The organism is Bacteroidales bacterium, assembly GCA_035353855.1.
GTDB lineage: Bacteria > Bacteroidota > Bacteroidia > Bacteroidales > CG2-30-32-10 > DAOQAK01.
On sequence record DAOQAK010000006.1, the window covers coordinates 1 to 24,343 of the forward strand.

Below are 24,343 nucleotides of genomic sequence, written 5' to 3' on the forward strand. Positions count from 1 at the left end.
TTTAAGTTTTTTACATACCTTTGTTAATATCTATATTTTTACCGAACTATTATTATAACATAAATATTAATAAACTAAAATGAAAAAGATTCTAATAATTTTTTCAATTGTTGCTCTCTCATACTCTAATTATGGGCAGATAGTCTACCATGATTTCAATCCTGATATAGAAATTCAAATAAATCAAATGGAAGGAGATACAACAAAATCCGTATTAATTGATGTTAATAGTGATTCCATTTATGACTTAAAATTTAGTCTTCGTTATTGGTATGATTTTGCTACTCCACAAACTAATTATGCTTTCAGCACATCTGCGCAATCAATTAATGGAATGAAGGAAATAGCATATATCACACCATCAACATATTCATATTGTGACGCATTAGCATTAAATCAACTTGATACTATTTTTAATCAGTCAGATTGGGTAAATAGTGCTTATTTAATGTACACAGACCCTGCAATGTACACTAATTGTAATTCTTTTGGTAGTAATAAATACCTTGCATTCAGATTAGATACTTCTGGCAATATAAATTATGGATGGGTAAAAGCAAGCACTGCTATTTATCCTGGATACGGGCAAAATCATAGTAACGCGATTTTAACAATTAAAGAATTTGCATATAATTCAAATATTGGAGAAGGCTTAATTGCAGGAGATACATTAACAAGTTTAATCTCTTTTATTCATCAAATTAATACGGATGAACAAGATATTATTATTAAACCTAACCCTGTGAATGATTTCATTACAGTAAGTTCATTTAATAATTATTATGACAATTTAAAATTATATAATATGTATGGTCAAGAAATAATTACTTTGAAAAATATTAAAAATTATGCAAAAGTTGATTGTACTAGTTTAATAAGTGGTACATATTATTTGATATTATATAATAATAATAAGTCCATTTCAAAAAAAATAATAATCTGTAAATAAATTAAATAATATATAGCTTATACCTGATTAAAGCAATAGAACACAATTTAAGACGTTATATAATTTATTTTTAGCTGTAACAAAACCCATGATAATTTCGTCTTAAAATTTATGAAAAACACACTACTCCTTTTATCGATTTTTTTATTCCCTTTTGCTGCTAATTCTCAGAATTACTTTCAACAGGATGTAAAATATACTATTCAAGTTAAGCTTGATGATGTAAAACACGAATTGAATGCATTCGAAAATATCGAATACACTAACAATTCGCCAAACACATTAACATTTCTCTACTTTCATCTGTGGCCAAACGGTTATAAAAATGATTCCACTGCAATGGCAAAACAACTTCTGAAAAGTGGTAATACATTTTTCCATTATTCCGACAGTACAAGTAAAGGATACATTGATAGCCTCAATTTCAAAATAGATAATAAAAATATAAAATGGGAATACGACCCACAAAATATCGACATCTGCAAACTCTTGCTAAATGAGCCTTTAAAGCCGGGTCAAACAATTTCTATATCCACTCCTTTTCATGTAAAAATCCCAAGTCATCGTATTTCACGAATGGGACACGATGGGCAGTCCTATCAAATAACACAATGGTTTCCGAAGCCAGCAGTTTATGATATGACCGGATGGAATGAATTTCCATATTTGAATCAAGGTGAATTTTATTCCGAATTTGGAACTTTTGATGTTTACATCACACTACCCGAAAACTACGTAGTTGGCGCTACCGGTGATTTGATTGATAATGAAAAAGAAATTTTGTGGCTCGACAGTATTGCAAAAGCAACAAGTGAAATAAAAACTTACGACAGAAAAGACCTTGCTTTTCCTGCATCATCAGCCAAAAGCAAAACATTGCATTATCACCAGGAAAACGTTCACGACTTTGCCTGGTTTGCTGATAAACGCTATCATGTATTGAAAGGTGAAGTTGAATTACCATATACAAAAAGAAAAGTTACTACATGGGTAATGTTCACTAATCGCAGGGCAAACATTTGGAAAGGCGGAATTGAATATGTTAACGACGCCATTTATTATTATTCAAAATGGATTGGCGAATATCCATACAATCATGCAACTGCTGTTGATGGTGGTTTGTCGGCAGGTGGCGGAATGGAATATCCGAATATTACAGTTATCAGTTCAGGCGAAGATTCAATGGCTCTTGAAATGGTTATCATGCACGAGGTTGGACACAACTGGTTTTACAGCATACTTGGAAGTAATGAAAGAAAATTTCCGTGGATGGATGAAGGAATAAATTCGTTTTACGAATACCGATATCTGCAAAATAAATATCCCGGAAGTACTTTGTTTGTAGGGAAAGCAGATAAGTATATTCACCTCCCTGAACATACTGAACGTGTTGAAAGAAGCATTATATATGAAGTTGCCGCTCACCTGAATAATGATCAGCCTATAGGACTTTCAGCCGAAAAATATTCTTCGATGAATTATAGTGGAATTGTTTATGAAAAATCCGCAGTAGCTATGGCTTTCCTGAAAGACTACCTGGGTGAAGATAAATTTGACAAAGCCATGAAAGAATATTTTTCACAATGGAAGTTCAAGCATCCGCAACCAGATGACCTTAAAAATATTCTTGAAAAATCAACAAGCGAAAACCTTGATTGGTTTTTCAACGACATGATTAATACAAATAAAAAAATTGATTATAAAATTTGCAGTGAAAAATCATCTAAAGATTCGATTACACTGAAAATAAAAAATAAAGGAGAAATCAATTATCCTCTTGAAATTGCCGGATACTCTGATAATACAAAGGTTGCAAATAAATGGTTCGCTGGTTTTGATGGTAAGAAAAAAATAAGTATTCCATTTTCTGATGCAGATATGATTTGTATAAACAGAGAAAATAATTGTCCGGAATACAACAGAAAAAATAATTTTATTCGCACAAAAGGAATTTTAAAAAAATCAAAACCTTTGTGTTTACAACTTTTACCGGGCATTGACGATCCTTTAAAAACACAGCTCAGCATTACACCAATAGTTGGATTTAATTTATATAATGGAGTAATGCCGGGAGTTGCTATATATAATAACCCTATACCATTAAAAAAGTTTTCATATTTCGTTGCTCCGCTTTATGGAACTTTTAATAATACAATAAATGGATATTCAAGAGCAGGATTTACATTGCTTCCTAAATGTGATAAGGTACAGATGATATGGGTAGGTGCATCTTTCTCGCATTTTTCATATGCAAAAGAACCTTTAGAACTTAGTTTCTCGAAATTGGTTCCCGAAATACTGGTAAAATTTAAAAATAAAAATCCTCTAAGTCCAGTTCATTCTGAAATCAGGCTAAGAAGCTTCAATATTTATAAAGATATTGCTGAATGGGGATTCTCAGGAGATGGCAACGTTTTTTATCTGAAAAAAAATAAATATTACTTTGTAAATCAATTTTCATATAACCTTAATAATGTCCGAAAAATAAATCCCTTTTCATTTACTTTTAATGCGGAACAGGGAGAAGAATTTATGAAAGCATCTATTGAAGGGAAGTATAGAATTTCTTATAAAAAACCTTTTAAAGGTCTTGATATTAGGGCTTTTTTCGGAAGTTTTATTTATCATGATGAATCAATCTCAGAAGATTTTAGATATAAAATGGATGGGCTTCAAGGCTATAATGATTATCTGTTCAGTAATTATTATATCGGACGAAGCGAACGCAGTGGTATTTTATCTCAACAATTCAGTGAAGCCGATGGTGCATTTAAAGTTTATACTCCTCTTGGACAAACATGGGATTGGCTTGCGGCAATCAATTTAAAAACTTCTATTCCCGGTAAGATTCCTTTAAAACTTTATTCAGATATAGCCATACTTCCTGATAATAGTTCGGGTAGTATTATAAAAATTCCTTCATTCAATTTATATTATAATGCAGGAGTACAGCTAACAATAATTAAAAATATATTTGAAATATACTTCCCTCTCGTTATGTCAAAAGATATAAAGGAAACAAACGACCTTAACAAACTGAATTACTGGCAAACTATTCGTTATACATTTAGTCTTGAAAAAATTGACCCATTTAAACTGATAAGGGATATTAGATAATTCAAAAACTTAAATTAGTTTTTTTGGCGCCCTTACAGGGCGCCAAAAAAATTCTCGAATAATAGAATAAAAATTATATATTTGAGAATGAAATTTGAAGAGCAACTTGATTCTTTAATGGACATTACAAAACGAAATAAAATATATTTTGCATCCGATTGTCATCTTGGGGTTCCCGACTACAACTCAAGCCTGGAGCGCGAGAAACGTTTTGTTAAGTGGCTCGATTCAATAAAAAATGATGCTAAGGAATTATATCTGCTTGGTGATATTTTCGATTTTTGGTTTGAATATAAAACTGTTATCCCTAAAGGTTATACGCGCTTGCTTGGCAAACTTGCCGAACTGAGCGATGCCGGAATAAAAATTCATTACTTCACCGGAAACCATGATATGTGGATGTTCGGGTATTTACAAAAAGAACTGAATGTTCAGCTTTATAGAAAGCCTATCATCCTTGAAATTGAAGGGAAAAAATTATATATCGCCCATGGTGATGGCTTAGGCCCCGGCGACCATAAATATAAATTCATAAAAAAAGTTTTTGCAAATAAATTTTGTCAATGGCTGTTTGCCCGATTTCATCCTAATTTCGGGATAGGACTTGCAAATTATTTTTCTAAAAAAAGTCGTATCGCTAATGGAATCACCGATGAAATTTTTCTTGGCGAAAATGATGAACGATTAATTCAATTCATCAAGCAAACAGAAAAAGAAAATCATTACGATTTTTATATTTTCGGACATCGCCATCTGCCAATCGATATACTCATAGGGAACTCGCGCTACATCAATCTTGGCGAGTGGGTAAAAAATAATTCATATGCAGTTTGGGAAAACGAAAATGTTTTCCTGAAATATTTCAACGAATAAATTCTGATTAAAAAAATCTATTCTTTTAATATTTTTTTATTGAAGATAACCTTATCTGTCTTCACAGAAATAAAATACATACCTGCCGGAACATCTGAAAAATCAATAGTTCTGCTATATATGCCTGTTGAATTATCTACATCTTCATAAAATATTTTTTGACCAAGCACATTTGAAATCTGCACTTTAATATTATCAGAAGAATTATATTCAAAACCTATATTTAAATAATCTTTTGCAGGAACAGGATAAACAGAAAAATTATTTACGATTATTTCTTCATCAATACCAGCACCGTTTGTAACATATATATCAACAACTGCAGTATCGCTTCCACATTGATTGTATACAATGAAAGTTACAGTATACGTACCTGCAGCAGGATAAATATGAACAGGATTCTGTAACTGCGAAGTGCTGCCATCGCCAAAATTCCACAAATATGTTTCTCCATTTAATGAAAAATCATAGAAGTTTATTGTTAACCCATTGCTGCCATAATTCATATACGCAACCGGGTTTGGAGTAAATGTTATTTGTGCCGAAGTTGTGCTTGCTGCGCTGCATCCATGAATATCAGTTACTGTTACACTATAATATCCCATGCTTGTAACATGAATCATCGAGGTACTTGAGCCACTCGACCATTGATAAACAGAATACTGATCGGCAGTGTAAAGATTAACAGCAATAGAATCACCTTCACAGAAATTGGTTGGCCCGTCAGCAAGAATTACCGGAGGGTCTGGCGATTGATAATTTCCAACGATAATCACATTAGATGTATCGGAACATCCATTCGATAATGCAGCTATGCAATAATACGACCCTGCTGTTGTTACATGAATTGATGAAGTAGCTGCACTATTACTCCATTGATAAGTATTGTAACCAGAAGTTGAAATTAAATTTACATCTATAGGAGCATTATCACAGAATGATACCGGTCCATCGGCTGAGATCACAGGCGGTTCAAATGGCAACACTGTAATAGTTACATTATCTGTATTTACACAACCATTCAAATCGGTACTCGTTACTGAATATACAGTTGTCGAAGTCGGGTTGACCAATGTTGAATCATTATGTTCTCCATTACTCCAGGAATAATAATAGCCTCCTGTTGCAACAAGCTGAATATTTTGATATTTGCAAATTGAAGTAGATTGTCCTGCATCAATATTGGGTAATTGATGAACATTAACAATAATATTATCTGATGCTGAACATCCATTCACTCCTATTGTGGTTACTGTATATGTAGTGGTTGTTTGTGGATTGGCGATGGGGTCAGCAACAATATTTGAATTCAGATTAGTGTTAGGCTGCCAAATATATGAATCGCCACCGCTTGCATGAAGTTGTATTGAAGCACCATTGCATATTGCAACATCAGTACCGGCGCTAATATTAGGACTTTCTTTTACTGTTATAATTACCTTTGCAATGTCAGAACATCCAACACCATTCGAAACAGTAACATAATATGTTGTTGTGCTTTGCGGCGATGCTGTAGGGTTAGCAACTGTAGTACTGCTCAATCCGGCAGCAGGACTCCAGTAGTAATTTGTACCACCTGCCGCTGATAGTGTAATTGCACTTCCATAACAAATTGTTGTGTCATTGCTAACAATTGCAGTTACGTTCTGAACTACATTCACAACAACATCATCCATCGAGGTACAACCATGATTATCTGTAGCTGTTACATAATATGTCGTATTTGTAGTAGGTGTTGCAATAGGATTTGAAATAGTTGACGAACTTAATGTAGATGCTGGCGACCATACAAAACTTTGTCCTCCCGATGCATTTAAATATGCTTCATGTCCATTGCAAATTGTCTGGTCAATTCCTGCATTCACATATTCCGTATTATACAAAGTAATTTTAATATCATCTGTTCCTTTACATCCGTTTGCATCTGTAACAGTAACAATATATGTTATTCCGGATGTTGGAGTTGAAACAGGATTATAAACATTTGTTGCACTTAAAAAAGTTCCCGGCGACCATGCATATGAACCGCCTGCACCTGCTCCACTTGCATTTAAATTAAGATTAAAACCTGAACACATCATTGTATCATTTCCCGCAGATGCAACAGGATTCGGATTTACTGTAACAGTAATGGATGCTGATGTTGTGTTGAAGTTATCATTTGCTACAACTGTATATATTGTAGTTATTGTTGGCGAAATAACAGGATTAGTAATATTTGAAGTAAAACCTGCAGGATTTGAAGTCCATGAGTATGTATATGAACCATTTCCTCCTGTAGCAAAAGCATTCAATTGTGTAGATGCACCATAACATATCGAGTTTGGAGTTGCAGTAAGTGTGCTTATATTTATTGGGACTCCTGAAAGTGTTATATTAACCTGATCAGTGCCGGAACAACCACTTGCCCAGTCTAAAACAGTTAGTGTAAAAGTTGTACTCGAAAATAAATTTGTTGTTGTTGGATTTTGGTTTGTTGCATTTACCAGGCTATCAGCAGGAGTCCATGAATATGAATATGAACCACTGCCACCAGAAGCTGAACCATTAAGAGTAGTATATGTTCCATATGGAATTGAAATATCAACACCAGCATCTGCTATAGGAGGACTACTAATACTTATAGTTGCGTTTCCATTCATATTGTTTACACAGGATGTTGAAGGATTGGTTGCAACAACAGTGTATGTACCAGTTGTAGTTAAATTAGTAAAACACAATGCCGAGCCTGTTCCTGCCAAAGGCGCTCCTGTATTTACTCCATTACATTGTAACTGATAATCTACTCCTACTTGTGAAAGGCTTACACATACCGACAATCCTGTTCCACCTGTACAATATGAACCTCCACCTGAAACGGAATATGCAGTAGGCAAAGAACTTTGAGTTACTGTTGTATTTGCTGTATTCGTGCAACCATTAGCCGGGTTAGTTACAGTAACGGTATATGTTCCAGCAGTATTTACTGTTGGAATAGATGTATTTCCACCTGATACGATTCCCGGACCTGCCCAATTATATGTGACTCCACCGGTAGCAGAACTTGCACTTATTGTCCCTGATGTTACAGCACATGTTAAATTTAATGCAGCGCCCATTGTTACATCAGGTTGAGTGGTATTTGAAGAAACGGTTACAGTTCCTGTTCTGTTACAAGATGCTACTGTCACAGTAACTGTATATGTTCCGGCTGCATTTACTGTTGGTGTTGAAGTACCGTCTCCTGATACTATGCCCGGGCCTGCCCAGCTATATGAAACGCCACCAGTTGTTGATGATGCACTAATTGTCCCGCTAGTTGTTGAACACGTTAATGTTAAAGGCGAACCCATAGTTAAATCAGAACCATCAATTGTTAAAGAATATGTAACTGTTGAAGTTAAGCCTACATTGTTTGTAATAGCAAGCTGAACATTATATGTACCAGGGGCATCATAAATATGAGTAGGATTTGTATCAGCAGAGGTCTGACCATCACCAAAATCCCATGCATAGCTGGTTATAGGCGAAGTACTTGAACTTAAATCAGTGAAACTGGTAGCATTCCCGGCACATGCAGTCGAATATGAAAAATCAGCTGATATACCCAAACAAATCTTCTGAATATTATAACAAGCTCCTGTTGATGCAGCAAAACCCCAATATACTTCAGGATTTCCACTAAAAATATTACTTACGATATCGCCGGTATAGCTAAACATTTGCGTTCCGTCAAACCATACGTTTATTGTTTTGGTTGAAGCTGTCCATTGAAAACGAAAAGTATGATCATTCCCATCTTCTACTTCAGATGGATATCCTGCGGTATTTGTTGTTGAACACGAAACTAACTCATTCGATGTTAAATGAACGATATCGCCGTTTTTGTTCAACGACATGTGATCATAGGCAGGATCATTATCAGCACCATTCTCATAATCATCCATTACAACTCCTATAGAAGGAGTTATCCCATCGAAACCCATACCATCGCCTGTTCCGCCTAAACCACTGCTTACCGATTGAAGTACAAATGACATTCCATCACCACCACAGGGAGGGTTTGTATGATCATCAGCTGTTATACTTCCAAAATTTATATTTAAAATTATATCAAAAGAATTGGTTAAATTTAATTCTTTTGTATTCCACACGGCTCCGGCTTCGCTTGTGTTACTTGTTAATGTATAACAACCCGAGCTAGATGAAACAGCTGCACCAACAATATTAAACTGTCCGTTAGCTTTTCCTAAAAAAACAAAAACTCCTATTAAAGAAATCCATATAGCTTTCCTTAATACATTATCATTTTTTCTTCCCATAAAATATAAAGTATTTATTTATACCGATATTTGATGATATCATTTGAAAAACTTTTTATTAAAAAAACAAGTATGCAAGTTATGAAATTCAACCCTTTATGTCAATAGCAACCATTATTTTATAAAATTTTTAATCAGTCTATTTTTTATGTTTATATAACTTATGAGTTCTTCTATATTTTATTTGATATTATTAAACTAAATAAATAAATTTTATAAACATTTATAAAAAATACAAATATAGCTAAATGGATTAAGATTTCAATTTGCAAAATATTTATCAGTCAAATAAATTTTAACAAATCATGTCATTAATAAAATAAAAAACTCCCCTGAAGGATCAGAGGAGTTTTAATTCTATTTTTAATACGTTAATTTCTTATTATGACAAAGTTTCCATTTTTAACAACTTCGCCTTCGAAAACTATTTTATAAAAATATATCCCTTCGTTTAAACCGGATACATTTATTTTGAATTGCATATTATCAGGTTTTGTTGCGATTATTGATTTTCCTGATGGTTCAAAAATCTCAACATTCACTTTACTGATATCCATTCCATCGAATGAAAAATATAAATCATTATTTACCGGATTAGGAAATACTTTTATATTTTCTGTCATGATGTAATTTTCAATACCAACATTCGGGACAAAATATGTAGCCTCAAAACCCGAAGCAGTAATAGATGTGTTGGAAGTAAAAATAATTCTCATTTTCCCGCTGGGAGAAGTAATATCAGGAGGAATTGTTGTTCCCGAATAAATTCCAAGTGGCACGGAAGGATTATCGATATCAAGTATACGTACTTTATCATTTACAGGTTCAAGGTTGAAGCGATTGAAATGAAGTGTTACCGTTGCAGCATCAGTGGGAACAATGTCCCATTTACAATTTGAATTATTATCATAATTTGTAATTCCGCTACCATCGGTAATAGTATCTGAAAGTGCTGTCAATACTGTTGTTCCAGTGCAATAATCAGGATAGGCTTCCACTTTAGGCAGCACTTTAGATTTCGGGTCAAAAATAATTGATATTGGTTCTTTTGAAAAATAATATGTGTAAGTTTGATTATTCTGGTCGTTCATGACATGCACAATGGTATCAGTAAAATCACTAAAATCGATTTCCCATTCAAGAGGCATTTTGAAAAATGGAGCATTAGTTTGAATCTGCTCGGTTGTAATCTGCACTTTCCAAGTACCCGATGAATCCTCAACATTATAATGATTGCTATAATTCGGGTGATTCGGTTGTTTCAGCCATTCATTGAAGAACCATGATAAATCTGCACTGTAATGCGCACTTACCTTATTACAAAAATCATTGATAGTTGCGGCCTTAAACATCAGGTTAGGGTCAGTTGCATAATCTTTAATGATAGCAAAGAAAATACTATCGCCAACAATATTACGAAGCATATGCAAAACAAAAGGAGATTTACAATATGTAATTCCATAATCAAACAATATTGTTGAAGGCGGTGTTGTTGTTGCCCACGAGCTATCACTTATAGGCCATGCCGGAACGGGGTTAAAATAAAAATAATCACCTAATACATTATTCATTGCTGTGTTATATCCGCTTTCTCCACCTAAATGTTCATTCCAAAGAAATACAGAATACTGGGCAAATCCTTCTTTCAGAAAAATATCTGACCATGTTGCAGGCGTTATCAAATCACCAAACCAGTGATGTGCAAATTCATGAGTTGTTGTAGTTTTATCTGCCCAGCCTTTTGCATATAAACTTATTATTGTTTGATTTTCCATCCCTGCCCATGGAAACTGGCTGTCCAACGTAGCCCATGCGATTTTTTGAAAAGGGTATTCACCGTAAATGGAAGAAAAATAATCAGTCATTTCAAGCATCACATCTTTTAGCGGACTTATATCTTCACCATTATTGTAATAAAAAATCACAGGAATGCTATCATTATTATTTGAAGGTTTCTTCCAGTAGATTTCAGAAACATTATAGTTTTGATTTGATAGAATTGCCATAATAAAAGTTGCCACAGGATTCGCGCTTTTCCAATGATACCTCAAAGTATCATTAGTAGTAAGGCTATCTACCAATGCGCCATTAGAACACAACTCAACATCTTTTTCTGCATCAACAAAGACTTCAAAAGTAGCTTTGTCGAAAGTTTTATCCCAACAAGGAAACCAGCTCCTTGCTTTTTCTGGCGAACAATCCGTATACACAAAACCATTACCGGTATAAAATGCATAATCAATTACATCATTATGCCTGTAATATATTTTCACATCAATTGTATCACCTGGATTATATGTAGAATCTAATAATACTGTTAATGTATCGTTCTGATGAATAAATGATGTTCCAGCAAGTTTTACAGAATCAACAGTAAGGAAACTATCGATTGCATTCAATTTAATGCAGCTCAATAATGAATCGGCTAAAACAGTAATGGTTTCAATACCATTATAACTGTGCAAATACGGTGAAGAATAATTATCATGAAAGTTGAGTTCCAATTTGTAATGTAAAACATCGAATGTATGAAAAGTTACAACTTTTGAAGATTTTGATTTATAGATTTTATCTTGAACTGTATATGGATTGATAAAATCTTTTGTCATTACAAAACCTTTCTTCATTTGAGGGGGGTCCTGCGCAAATATTTTTCCTGTTATAAATACAACAGATAAAAAAATAAAAAGTAAGGGTTTTTTCATGGTGGAGTTTTTTACAAAAATAAAAAAATTATGTAAAAACCCTAACATAAATTTTATTAAGAATCGAGCCATTTTTTAAAAGCAGCCGAACGATATGAACTGACAATAATTTCTTTGTCTATTACCGGCTTTAAAGCAAGCTTAAAACAACTTTTAGGATATGTATGTATTTCATTAATTAATTCTCTCTTTAAGTAAAAAACTCCGCCGGTATAAAACGACGGAGTGATGGCAAGTACAAAAAAAAACACACAATTGATTATTCGCTACTTCCTTAAGACTACAAATTTTTCGGTTGTAATAATCTCACCATTATATATGATTTTATAAAAGTAAATTCCTTCTTTCAGGTTCAGCACATCAATAGTATATTGCTCGTTGTCCGGTTTTACTTTCATTACCGGCTGTCCTGTAAGTTCAAATATTTCAATTTCTGTTTTGCTTAATTCAATTCCTGTAAATGAAAATGTTAAAATTTTATTTGCCGGATTGGGATATGAAAAAATATTTATTTTCTCTTTGTTTATAATAGCTTCATCCTTGAAAGATTGAGAGAAAACTTGAAATGAAAATAGAAATGGAAGAAGTATAAGTATGAAGTATATCTTTTTCATGATTATTTTTTTTAAAAAAAACACCAAAGATTATACCAAAAAGAAGCCCTGTTATTTTTTTAACAGGGCTTACAAATATTAAATTTATTTTAATTTTTTAAGAAATCTTTTTTACTAAATCTACTAATCGTGTGGAGTAACCCAGTTCATTATCATACCATGAAACGACTTTAATAAAATTACCATCAAGTACCTGGGTTAATAGTGAATCAAAAATTGATGAATGAGGATTGCCAACAATATCACAACTTACAATAGGATCTGTGCAATATTCCATTATTCCCTTTAAAGAACCTTGTGCTGCTTTTTTCATCGCTTCATTGATTTCTTCTTTCGAAACTTTCTTTGAAAGCTCGCAAGTTAAATCAACAACTGAACCGTCAGGTGTAGGTACTCGCATAGAGAAACCATCCAATTTTTTATCAAGTTCAGGCATAACTAAACCAACTGCTTTAGCTGCACCTGTTTTTGTTGGAATGATAGACATAGCAGCAGCTCTTGCCCTGCGTAAATCTTTATGAGGAAAATCAAGAATAACCTGATCATTAGTATAAGAATGAATGGTATTCATTAATCCACGTATAATTCCAAAGTTTTCATGTAACACTTTCACTACAGGAGCAAGACAGTTAGTAGTACATGATGCATTCGAAATCAATTGATGTTCTGGTTTAATTTTATCATCATTTACACCTAGAACCACAGTAATATCAACATCTTCTTTACTATCTGCAGGAACTGAAAGAACAACTTTTTTTGCTCCGGCAGTTAAATGCCTGGTAAGTTTTTCCCTGTTACGAAAAACGCCGGTACATTCAATAACTATTGATACACCTAAATCTTTCCATGGTAAATTAGCGGGATCTTTTTCAGCAAATATTTTTATTTTATTTCCGTTAACAATTAAATATCCTTCTTCTGCGCTAACATCACCCTGAAATTTTCCATGAACCGAATCGTATTTTAATAAATGGGCAAGAGTTTTACTATCGGTTAGGTCGTTTATTGCCACTACTTCAATATCATTTTGTTTCAGAATCTGCCTGTAAGTAATTCTTCCGATTCTTCCGAAACCATTGATTGCAACTTTTATTTTTGCCATATCTGTATAAATTTAATGTTCGTAATTTTCTTCAAAATTAAAGATAATTTATCATTTAAAACCAAAAAGTGCTTCGTTTTTTATGAAGAAGAAGAATAAAAAGCATTTTTTTTCTATCTTATCAGACTAATACGGCCATAAATATTATGAAACTTCTTTAAAGCGTCTGTATATTTTATAACATATACATAAACCCCTTCAGGAGCTTTGCCTTCTGGTGTAGAGCCATTCCATCCTTCATTAATATCATTGGTTTCAAAAATCAAATTTCCAAAACTGTTAAAAATTTTCAAATTATAATCAAGTAATCCTATACCGTAGGCTTTGAATTCATCATTTTTTGAATCATTATTAGGAGTAAATGCATTGGGAACAAAAATGGTATTATCCGGTTGAACAACAACATAATTGTATGTAGAATCAACACAACCATATTCATTCCATACGGTTAATGTTACCAAATAAGTTCCTGTATCAGAATAGGTATAAAAAAAATGTTCCTGAGTAGATATATCACCGTTACCCATGTTCCATTCACGCTGTACTGCATTATCCGATTCATCATAAAATGCTATAACAGGATCAAAAATTGATACCACATCAGGATGAGGAGCAAAATAAGCCTTTGGCAACGGGTATATATGCATGATTTGCTGTAGAGTCATTGTATCAGAACAATAACTTCCATTTGTGGTAATTAATGTTACACTATATATTCCAGCTGTATTATATGTGTGTAGCGGATTTTCTATAGAAGAAACTGCACCATCGCCAAATTTCCATAGATAATGAGTAGTAGCATCTGTACTTTGCGAATGATTACTAAAAGATACCATTACAGGAACACAACCACCGGAATCAGAAATAGAAAAATCGGCTATCGGTATTGAATAAACAATCACTGGCACATAAGACGTGTTTAAGCAACCATATTCATCGGTTCCTACTACAGTATATAATGTAGATTGTATTGGAAAAACCACGGGACTGGCATCTGTATCCTGACCTACTAATGAAGAATCTATAGGACTCGAAGACCATATATATGAAACTCCACCTGTAACATTCAATGATACTCCTGAGCCATAACAAATTGATTGAGAAGCTGACGAAGCAATAATTGATGCCGGAGCTCTTACTGATACAACAACTGAATCAAAGACAGAACATACATTAGTGGCCGTAACATAATAAACAGTGGTTTGTAATGGACTTACTGTATTTGTAGCCCCTGTAATTCCGTTACTCCATTGGTAATTTGCACTTCCGGATGCAGAAAGAGTAATAGTACCACTGTTACAAATAGTCGTATCATCGCTAACTATAAGCCCTTCATTTATTAATGATACCGCTATATTATCCGTTGATGTATTCCCACATACATCACTAATGGTAACAATATATATAGTATTAGCTGTGGGAGTAACCGTTACCTCACTATTTGCTCCAGCTGAATTACTCCAATTATATGAATAAGGCTGTATCCCACCATTTGCGCTTGATGTAAGGGTTATATCAAAACCGGGGCATATGGCGGTATCGTTCCCGGCTATAGCAATAATCTGTGTATTATCGCGGATATATACTGTATCTGCCTGTAACCCTCCGCAAATAGATGTCTGAATAGTAATAATTACAGTTTCAATACCTTCGGTAATACCATCATTAATTGGAGAAATTATAAGTTCTGTAGAATTTTGTCCGGGGAGAATTGTAACACTTGAAGGTATTGTTGTATAATCTATCCCATTTAAAGCTGTCCCAGTAATAGTATAATCAATAGTTAAAGGTGAAGTGGTAGTATGACTCAATGAAAATTTTATAATTGCATCGTTACAACCTTCAATGGCCATGTTATCAACATTTGTTGAATAAGTAGTATTCATGCCCACTGCATTACTTGAGAAACTGCTTTCTTCAAGAAAAACCGCAGAATCTAAAACCGAATCACTGGCATCACCTACTGCCAATTTAATATGATATGAAATACAAGGCGTAACTTTACACCATGCTGTAATTACAGTTGTAAAACCATCATATACAATTGATAAACCACTTTCATTATCAACATAGTATTGAGAATATGAAGATCCGTTTACATTATTTATAGTTACAGGAGTAGAAGTTCCGGGGATCATTGCAATATTATAATTAGTATAAGTTCCACCATCAGGATTTTGACCTGAAATAAAAAACCCAAAAACATCATTAAAATGCGACCCTACCCACTCCGGGTATTCCTCTGAAGCGAATACATAACGAAACTTGATCGTATCAGATAAAGGAATAAAATCAAATTCCAATATACTTGCATCTTTTGTTTTATAACCGGGTATTAAACTATCAAGATCCGGATCGCTACCCGTTCCTAAAGCATACGAATTCTTGTTTCCCGCAACTGAACCTATAGGATACTCGTTATTAGCTCCATCTCCATTAACAAGCCCTGTTGCCATAATTATCCCCCCAGATAACCCGAGATTAGTTGGGATTGTATCTGTTGTAAAATATCCTATAGAGTTTGACGAACCATTATATGTAACATTACTCACAGCTACACCAGAACCAACTAATACATCTTGTACTAACTGTTGCGGTGTTAAAGATGTGTTAACGGAAAGTTGTGCCTCAACATTTGAGATAATAAAAATACAAATGACAATATTTATTATTCCCTTTATTTTCATCCTTTTTAACATACTCATTTTTTATTTTTTAAATGAATACGTTTAAATAGTTATTTTCATTATATTTTATGTCTTATCAAGGACATATAAATGTATAAATAATTTTATTTAAATTATTTATACATTTATATAAAAGAGACATACTACTATAGTTTATGGTTGCCTTAACAATATAAAAATTTAATTTATATTAAACATTTAATACGAATAAAAAACAAAACTGTTTTAATTATTACCACTTTATTTTCAAAAGGATACAAATTAATTTTAATATATTGCTCTTTAAAGTGAAAAAATATATAATTCTTAACATATAATAAAACTAGAACAAGTATTCGTTTATAAAATAAAAGTTTACGGTACAAAATTTCAAGTTAAAGGCAAGGTAAATATTATCGTTTTATAGGAATGAAGTAATTTTAATTATTTATTATTTTTACAAAAAATATTAAAATGGAAGATTTAAAAAAATATATTGAATCAAATAGCAAGCAATTTTTAAATGAGTTATTTGAATTTCTAAGAATACCATCTGTAAGTGCTAAGCCTGAGCATAAAGATGACATGTATAAAGCCTGCGATTATATTAAAAATAAACTAATGAACGCAGGTGCTGATACTGTTGAAATCATTAATACCAAAGGTCATCCTATTGTATATGGAGAAAAAATCATTGATAAAACGAAACCTACCGTTTTAGTATATGGGCATTATGATGTACAACCACCCGAACCCCTGGATTTATGGAAAAGCAAGCCATTTGAACCCGAAATCAGAGATGAGCGAATATACGCTCGCGGCGCTGATGACGACAAAGGCCAGTTATTCATGCATATAAAAGCTTTTGAATACCTTGTTTCAAAAAACAAACTTTTATGTAATGTAAAATTTATGTTCGAAGGGGAAGAAGAAGTGGGTTCGGTGAATCTTGAAGAATTTTGTAAAAACAATAAAGAAAGACTGAAATGTGATATAATCCTTGTTTCGGATACAGCTATGATTGCTCAGAACACTCCAAGTATTACAGTTGGGTTGCGAGGGTTAACCTATATGGAGGTAGAAGTAACCGGACCTTGTCGCGACTTGCATTCAGGACATTTCGGTGGAGCAGTTGCAAATCCGGCAAATATACTTGCCAAGATGATAGCATCATTAACCGATAATGATAATTGCATTACTATACCCGGATTTTACGATGATGTTTTAATTTTGACAGATGCTGAAAGAACCGAAATAAATAAAGCACCATTTGATATGGAGCATTATAAAAAGCAAATTGCAATCAATGAAGTACAGGGTGAAAAAGGATATACGACCATTGAACGTGTGGGTATAAGACCATCTCTGGATGTAAACGGTATGTGGAGTGGATATATTGGCGAAGGTGCAAAGACTGTTCTACCATCAAAAGCTGGTGCAAAAATTTCGATGCGCCTGGTACCCAATCAAAACCCTGAAAAAATTGCAAAACTTTTTGAAAAATATTTTTTATCCATTGCTCCCAATAGTGTAAATGTTACTGTAAAATCATTACACGGAGGTAATGGTTTTGTTGCTCCCACAAATACAATTGGATATGCAGCCGCAAGTAAAGCTTTTGAAACCACTTATAACAAGAAACCAATACCTGTAAGAGGCGGTGGAAGTATCCCTATAATTTCGTTATTTGAAAAAGAACTGGGAGCAAAATCTATACTTATGGGATTTGGCCTGGAATCGGACGCTATTCATTCTCCAAACGAAAGTTTTACATTATACAATTTCTATAAAGGTATTGAAACCATTCCATACTTTTATAAATATTTTGCCGAAATGATGAAATAGTACACTCCTTATTATGTTATAAAATCATTGAAATTATATGATCCTAAAAATAATTCTAATTAAATATCTTAATAAACGCATTATTTACGACCTAAATTATTTGCAGTTTTTTAAGGGAAATCGTATTTTTGATTTAATTTTATATATTTAGTTTGTGCGTTTCAGCCATTATAATTTTACTCTTTATTTGTGAACCTTATAAGCTCTAATGACCAAAATATTCTTGATATTATGTTTTCTTTGTATAACCTATTCACAAACGGTGAATACTTTAACAGGTAAATGGAAATTGATACAATATAAAGATGTTATTACAGGACAAACAGAGAACGAACCTGAAGAATATAAAAATTCAGAAAGCATGACATTTACTTTTAACGATAACCATTTACAGGGGAAATTTAACGGTATAACATTAAATAATAATACCAAAGGGACTTATAGCCTTTATGATAATAATAAAATTACTGTTAATTATTTTAGTCAAACAAAAATATCCGAACCATATTGGGGAAATAAATTCTGGGAAACCATTATTCAGGCTTCAAGTTATGCTATCAGTAACGATACATTAAATATATTTTATGACAATGATACCAAAGCAATGGTTTTTATAAGAAAACAGTAGAAATACCAAACCCTTTTCCTATCTTTAGATTTTCCAATTTTAATTTTTATCTTTGACAAATAAAATTTTATAATAATTTTCCGACAATTATCAAGGTAATAATGAAAACAAAATTATTTATTATTCTATTATTTATCATTGGTTTTTCAATAGGATGTCGCAAAGAAATCGATGTTCCGGATTCTCAAATGGAAAAGCTATTTGGGGAATGGAATTGGTATAAAACATCCGGAGGTACAGATGGTTTAACATACACACCATACAATCAGGGATACAACTTAAAAATTAAATTTACTGACAAAGGCATTTATAAAACATATAAAAACAAAGCAAATAATGGAAAAGCAAAATATGAACTGACTTTGGGTCCCACGATATTTGGAGGAAGTACTGTAGATTTGATTACATATTATTTTCATTATGGATTTGTAGGCTCCAAAGTCGACACTAATGTGCAATCAATTAAGTTTGGAGGAAACGATACTTTAGTATTGATTGATGAAAGCTATGATGGATATAATCATTATTATGTAAGGGCAGATTAATTTTCCTATATTTTCCTTTAGCAATTCTATTTTTCTATTTAGTAGCCTGTCCGATAATTTTACCTTTCAAGTTTATCCTGTAAGTACTTCCATCAATTTCGACCTGAGCTTCTTCATTTTTAAAAGATGTAGCTTTATCATATTTCAATGGGATAAATTCATTTCCTTTTTCATCAATAAATCCCCACAACTTCCCTTTCCTTACAGCAGCCGGTCCATCAATAAAAGGTTTTATTTCATCATAAGGAAATATTCTGACTAAAGCTCCAAAAACATCAATCATCTGATAATATTTACCTGATTTTACTATTGCATAACCATTATAAAAATTATACGCATTACTGTATTTTCCGGGAAATGCAATTTTCCCTGTTTTATTGATATAACGATAATATCCCGAATCTTTTACTACAGCTTTCCCATAAGAAAAGAAATCTGCCCAAACATATTTTGCAGGAATTACTTGTTTTCCTTGTATACTATAATAACCAAATAATCCATCCTTTTTTATTAAAGCAAGACCTTCTGTAAAAAAAGAATTATTCGTAGTGTTATAAAGTATATTGTCCAGTTCCATCGGAATCACCAGGCTACCTGTTTTGTCCAATAAACCATAATTTAAATCCATATCCTGAACCCGGGCAAACCCTTTTGCATAAGTTGTTGCATCGAGATATTGCAAGGGTATTAATTCTACTCCGTTTTTATCAACATATCCATATAATCCATTTAATTTAACAAGTGCAAGGCCATCAGAAAAATCATAAACTTCATTATATTTCATTGGAATGATCTCTTCTCCTTTTTTATTAATAAATCCCCACAACAGATATTCTCTTACTGCCGCCATCTCTTCGCTGAACTTTCCAATATTAGCATATTTGAAAGGAATTACCATTTTTCCTTCCTGCGAATAATAAGAATATTTATTAATACTATCATTATATGCTTTAATTATCCCATAGGTCTTCCATGAGTCCCATTCAATACTTACGCTATATTCAGGAGCAACTATAATTTTACCACTGCTGTTTACAACACCAACTTTTCCGTTGGCAGTTGTAATAACATACATGTTATCTGATTTCACATATGAAATGGAATACTCAAAAGGTAATAAAACCTGTCCTGAACTACTTATCAGCCCGAATTTATTAATGGTATTATTTGTATTTTCTTCAAATTTGTAATATCCTGCTATGGCAACATCGTTATTAAAGCTCTGGCAGTAATCATATATAAAAGGAATTGCAATGCTATCCTGCATATTAATATAACCCCATTTCCCGTTGAGGCTTGCAGCAGCATATCCATAACTGAAACAATCAAGCTCTTCATATTTACATGGAATAACAACATTATCTTTTTCATCAACAACTCCCCATAATTCATTTTTCTTTACATTAAACAAATTCTTATCCCTGTATTTTATAGGAATTGTTAAATTCATTAAAGGATCATAATCCCAAGTGATTTCTTCATATTTACAAGGGATGATCTCTTTACCATTTTTATTTATTATCCCTTTCATTCCATTCATAATCACATCGGTATATTTTGTAAAAATCGGCAAGCGAAATTCCCAGTCATATTTACATTCCACTATTGTTTTTCCTTTGCTATCTATCACTCCGTATTTGCCATATTTTTTTATAGTAACATTACCAAGTGGAAAATAATTTTTCTTTTTCTTATTCCATAAAACGGTATCTAATACGCATGGTGAAATTACATTTCCATTGATATCATAAAATCCATATTTTTTATTTTTCTTGACAAGGGCAATGCTGTCATAAAAATCATAAATATTGTCGTATTCACATGGAATAATTAATTTTCCAGATGGGTTTACCATTCCTGTTTTCTTGTCAAGACTTAATACCAGTCCAAATTTATCGTTGGTAATACTATTGTATTTGCAATCGACTATTATCTTTCCGTATTTATCATACAAACCAAATTTTTTATCTAACGATACCATATATAAACCCGGGTATGTTTTATTTTTAATAATATCAGAATAAATGCAAGGAATAATTTCTTTTCCGGTAAGATGAATGTAACCTGATTTATTGCCCACCATCACTAATGCAACGCTGTCTTCAAACGAACCAATATAATTATATTCACAAGCAATAACCTCATCCCCGTTTTTATTAATCATTCCATATTTACCATTTGAAAGTATTTTAATATAACCTTCTTTTGAAATGTATGAAAATGATTCAGGGTCCCAAACAATATCTTCGTATTTACAAGGAATTATTTCTTTTCCCGATTGATTTATCAATCCTGCTCTTCCTGCACGCTTAACTTTAGTAACGCCATCGGCAAAAACATAATCGGCATAATCATATTGCGCTTCAACCACTACAACTCCGGTAGCTTTATTTTTGTAGCCCCATAAACCGTCAACATTGAATAATGTAAGTGTATATTTTGTTGCAGGCTGGGAATATGAAAACAAAAAAGATAACACAAAAACAGAAAATAAGAAAACCTTTAAAGGATTCTCATATATACGATGAAATCTTTTAAAAAATAGATTAATCACAAAATAAAAATAAGCATTAAAGCGTAAAAATATAAAAAACCGTAGACATTTTAGTCATGGTTATATAAAAAAATATTATACTTATTTTATAATGAAGAGGTTACTTGATAAATAATAATTCCCTGTATTTTGGTAAAGGCCATAATTCATCATCAATTAATATTTCAAGGTTATCAACGTGTTGACGAATAATTTCAAAATATGATTTTACATTATCACAATACATTGTTGCTTTTTTCTTTGCATCTTCTTCAACATTTGCTTTTTTACGTTCTTCGATCATATCATGAACATTAAGTTGTATTGATTTTATATGCTCCGATATTTCAGTGATAAGCTTTACCTGGTAAGAGCTTTGATTTTTAAAATCTTTTTCAGGAAGAATATTTTTTAATCCGTTCACATTTTCAATTAACACATTCTGATATCTCAATGCTGTAGGGATAACATGATTCAGGGCTAAATCACCCAATACACGTGCTTCAATCTGAACCATTTTCGTATACATTTCATTACGGATGAAATAACGTGCATACAATTCCCTCTCCGAAAGGACTCCGGTAATTTTAAAAAGTTTTTTTGTTTTATCAGAAACATAAGCATCAAGAGCCCTGGGAGTATCTGCAATATTTGATAATTTACGTTTCTTTGCTTCTTCTATCCATTCGTCGCCATAACCATTCCCTTCAAATAAAATATTTTTTGAACAGCTGATATAATTTCTTAGGATCTTGAAAATTGCTTCATCTTTATTTGTATTTGCTTCTATCAATTGATCAACATCTTTTTTAAAATTCATCAGTTGATTAGCGACTATAGTATTAATAGCAATCATTGAAGGCGAGCAATTGACGCTGGCTCCAACCGGACGAAATTCAAATTTATCACCGGTAAAAGCAAATGGTGAAGTTCGATTACGATCAGTATTATCAAAAATAATTTGTGGAATTTTTCCTATGTTCAATTTTAAATCTGTCTTTTCATCAGGCGACATTTTTTCTTTTTTAACTTTTTTTTCCAGATCATTCAATACATTTGTCAGCTGTTCGCCAATGAAAACTGATATTATTGCAGGCGGAGCTTCATGTGCACCCAGTCGGTAATCATTACCGGCAGTAGCTACGGCGGCACGCAGTAATTCGTCGTTATCGTGTACTGCTTTAATAATATTTATGAAAAATGTTAAAAACTGCAGGTTTGTTTTTGGGGTTTTGCCGGGACTCAATAAATTCTTCCCTGTATTTGTAGCCATCGACCAGTTATTATGTTTTCCGGAACCATTAATGCCGGCATAAGGTTTTTCATGAAATAAAACCCGGAAGTGATGTTTTCGTGCCACTCTATCCATTAAATCCATCAGCAATTGGTTATGGTCAATCGCAATATTTACTTCTTCATAAACCGGTGCCAATTCAAATTGATTTGGAGCAACCTCGTTATGCCTTGTCTTTACAGGTATTCCAAGCCTCCATGCTTCAAACTCAAATTCTTTCATATAGTTTGAAATTCGTTCCGGTATTGAACCAAAGTAATGATCTTCCAGTTGCTGGTCTTTAGCAGCAGCATGACCAAAAAGTGTACGGCCTGTTAATACCAGGTCAGGACGGGCATAATACAATGCTTCATCAACCAAAAAATATTCCTGTTCCCAACCTAAAGTTGGAAAAACTTTTGTAATATTTTTATCGAAATACTCACAAACATTAACAGCAGCTTTATCAAGAGCATTTATAGATTTAATAAGCGGAGTTTTATAATCGAGCGATTCGCCGGTATATGAAATAAAAATAGTTGGAATACATAAAGTACCGTGATAGATAAAAGCAGGCGAAGTAGGATCCCAGGCTGTATAACCACGCGCTTCAAAAGTATTTCGTATGCCTCCGCTGGGAAAACTTGAAGCATCAGGTTCCTGCTGTATCAATTGATTTCCTTCAAACTTGGTAATAGAACGAACTCCTTCAACCGGTGAGAAAAAAGCATCATGCTTTTCAGCTGTTGCACCATTCAATGGATGAAACCAATGCGTATAATGTGTTGCACCTTTACTTATGGCCCATGCTTTCATTGCTGTTGCTACATGATCGGCAATACGGCGGTCGATGCCACTACCCTGTTCTATAACATTCATCAGATCATCAAAAACCTGCCCCGAAAGGTATTCACGCATAGCTTCACGGTTGAATACACAACTTCCAAATATTTCGGAAACCTTTTCATGACCATTTTCATTTGTAGTGATTTTGCGTTCAATGGATTTTTTGACTGCTTCGATTCTGAAATTTGACATTTTTATATATTTTTTGCAAATGTATCATTTTTTATGGGGGTAATTTATATTTTTTTATATTTTATTTTTAACTACCCCCCAATTTTTTATATAAAATATAAATTATATGTACATTTTTATAATGAATGAGAAAAAAAGAGCGGGCTGATGCAAA

At 32.8% G+C, this 24,343-nt stretch carries 14 protein-coding genes; 6 read left to right on the forward strand and 8 right to left on the reverse strand.

Annotated features, from left to right (window positions below; genetic code table 11):
- Positions 1-79: 79 nt before the first annotated feature.
- The 3 genes from PKK00_02360 to PKK00_02370 all read left to right on the forward strand — a co-directional run bounded on the left by PKK00_02360 (position 80) and on the right by PKK00_02370 (position 4,939).
- A complete protein-coding gene (locus PKK00_02360) occupies positions 80-949 on the forward strand; it encodes a T9SS type A sorting domain-containing protein (GenBank protein HNW97237.1) in 870 nt (289 codons plus the stop codon).
- Positions 950-1,060: 111 nt separating this feature from the next.
- Positions 1,061-4,066: a M1 family metallopeptidase gene (locus tag PKK00_02365; GenBank protein ID HNW97238.1), complete on the forward strand. Its 3,006-nt coding sequence runs from the start codon at positions 1,061-1,063 to the stop codon at positions 4,064-4,066.
- Positions 4,067-4,153: 87 nt separating this feature from the next.
- Positions 4,154-4,939, forward strand: coding sequence for a UDP-2,3-diacylglucosamine diphosphatase (locus tag PKK00_02370; protein HNW97239.1), 786 nt, complete (start codon positions 4,154-4,156; stop codon positions 4,937-4,939).
- Between the two features lie 17 nt (positions 4,940-4,956).
- On the opposite strand, the gene PKK00_02375 is transcribed toward PKK00_02370, so the two are convergent.
- The 6 genes from PKK00_02375 to PKK00_02400 form a co-directional block, all read right to left on the reverse strand.
- The gene (locus PKK00_02375; protein ID HNW97240.1) at positions 4,957-9,240 is read right to left on the reverse strand and encodes a PKD domain-containing protein; all 4,284 of its coding nucleotides are present in this window, start codon (positions 9,238-9,240) and stop codon (positions 4,957-4,959) included.
- A 371-nt stretch (positions 9,241-9,611) separates the two neighbouring features.
- Positions 9,612-11,945, reverse strand: coding sequence for a M1 family aminopeptidase (locus PKK00_02380; protein HNW97241.1), 2,334 nt, complete (start codon positions 11,943-11,945; stop codon positions 9,612-9,614).
- Between the two features lie 56 nt (positions 11,946-12,001).
- Entirely contained in the window at positions 12,002-12,196 is a 195-nt protein-coding gene (locus PKK00_02385) for a hypothetical protein (protein HNW97242.1), read from the reverse strand.
- 15 nt (positions 12,197-12,211) lie between these two features.
- Positions 12,212-12,559, reverse strand: a complete 348-nt coding sequence (locus PKK00_02390; GenBank protein HNW97243.1) for a T9SS type A sorting domain-containing protein — start codon at positions 12,557-12,559, stop codon at positions 12,212-12,214.
- Positions 12,560-12,656: 97 nt separating this feature from the next.
- Entirely contained in the window at positions 12,657-13,661 is a 1,005-nt protein-coding gene (gap, locus tag PKK00_02395; GenBank protein ID HNW97244.1) for a type I glyceraldehyde-3-phosphate dehydrogenase, read from the reverse strand.
- Between the two features lie 113 nt (positions 13,662-13,774).
- Positions 13,775-16,348 carry a choice-of-anchor L domain-containing protein gene (locus tag PKK00_02400; GenBank protein HNW97245.1) on the reverse strand — a complete coding sequence of 858 codons (2,574 nt, stop codon included), beginning with the start codon at positions 16,346-16,348 and terminating at the stop codon, positions 13,775-13,777.
- A 453-nt stretch (positions 16,349-16,801) separates the two neighbouring features.
- Here PKK00_02400 and PKK00_02405 point away from each other — a divergent pair, with 453 nt between their 5' ends.
- The 3 genes from PKK00_02405 to PKK00_02415 all read left to right on the forward strand — a co-directional run bounded on the left by PKK00_02405 (position 16,802) and on the right by PKK00_02415 (position 19,345).
- On the forward strand, positions 16,802-18,172 hold the full coding sequence (locus PKK00_02405) for a dipeptidase (protein HNW97246.1): 1,371 nt from the start codon (positions 16,802-16,804) through the stop codon (positions 18,170-18,172).
- 208 nt (positions 18,173-18,380) lie between these two features.
- Positions 18,381-18,800 (forward strand): hypothetical protein, encoded by a 420-nt coding sequence (locus PKK00_02410; protein ID HNW97247.1) that lies wholly within the window; start codon positions 18,381-18,383, stop codon positions 18,798-18,800.
- Positions 18,801-18,901: 101 nt separating this feature from the next.
- Positions 18,902-19,345 (forward strand): hypothetical protein, encoded by a 444-nt coding sequence (locus PKK00_02415; protein HNW97248.1) that lies wholly within the window; start codon positions 18,902-18,904, stop codon positions 19,343-19,345.
- 34 nt (positions 19,346-19,379) lie between these two features.
- On the opposite strand, the gene PKK00_02420 is transcribed toward PKK00_02415, so the two are convergent.
- A complete protein-coding gene (locus tag PKK00_02420; protein HNW97249.1) occupies positions 19,380-21,824 on the reverse strand; it encodes a WG repeat-containing protein in 2,445 nt (814 codons plus the stop codon).
- Between the two features lie 175 nt (positions 21,825-21,999).
- Positions 22,000-24,189, reverse strand: coding sequence for a glutamine synthetase III (locus tag PKK00_02425; protein HNW97250.1), 2,190 nt, complete (start codon positions 24,187-24,189; stop codon positions 22,000-22,002).
- Positions 24,190-24,343: the final 154 nt, after the last annotated feature.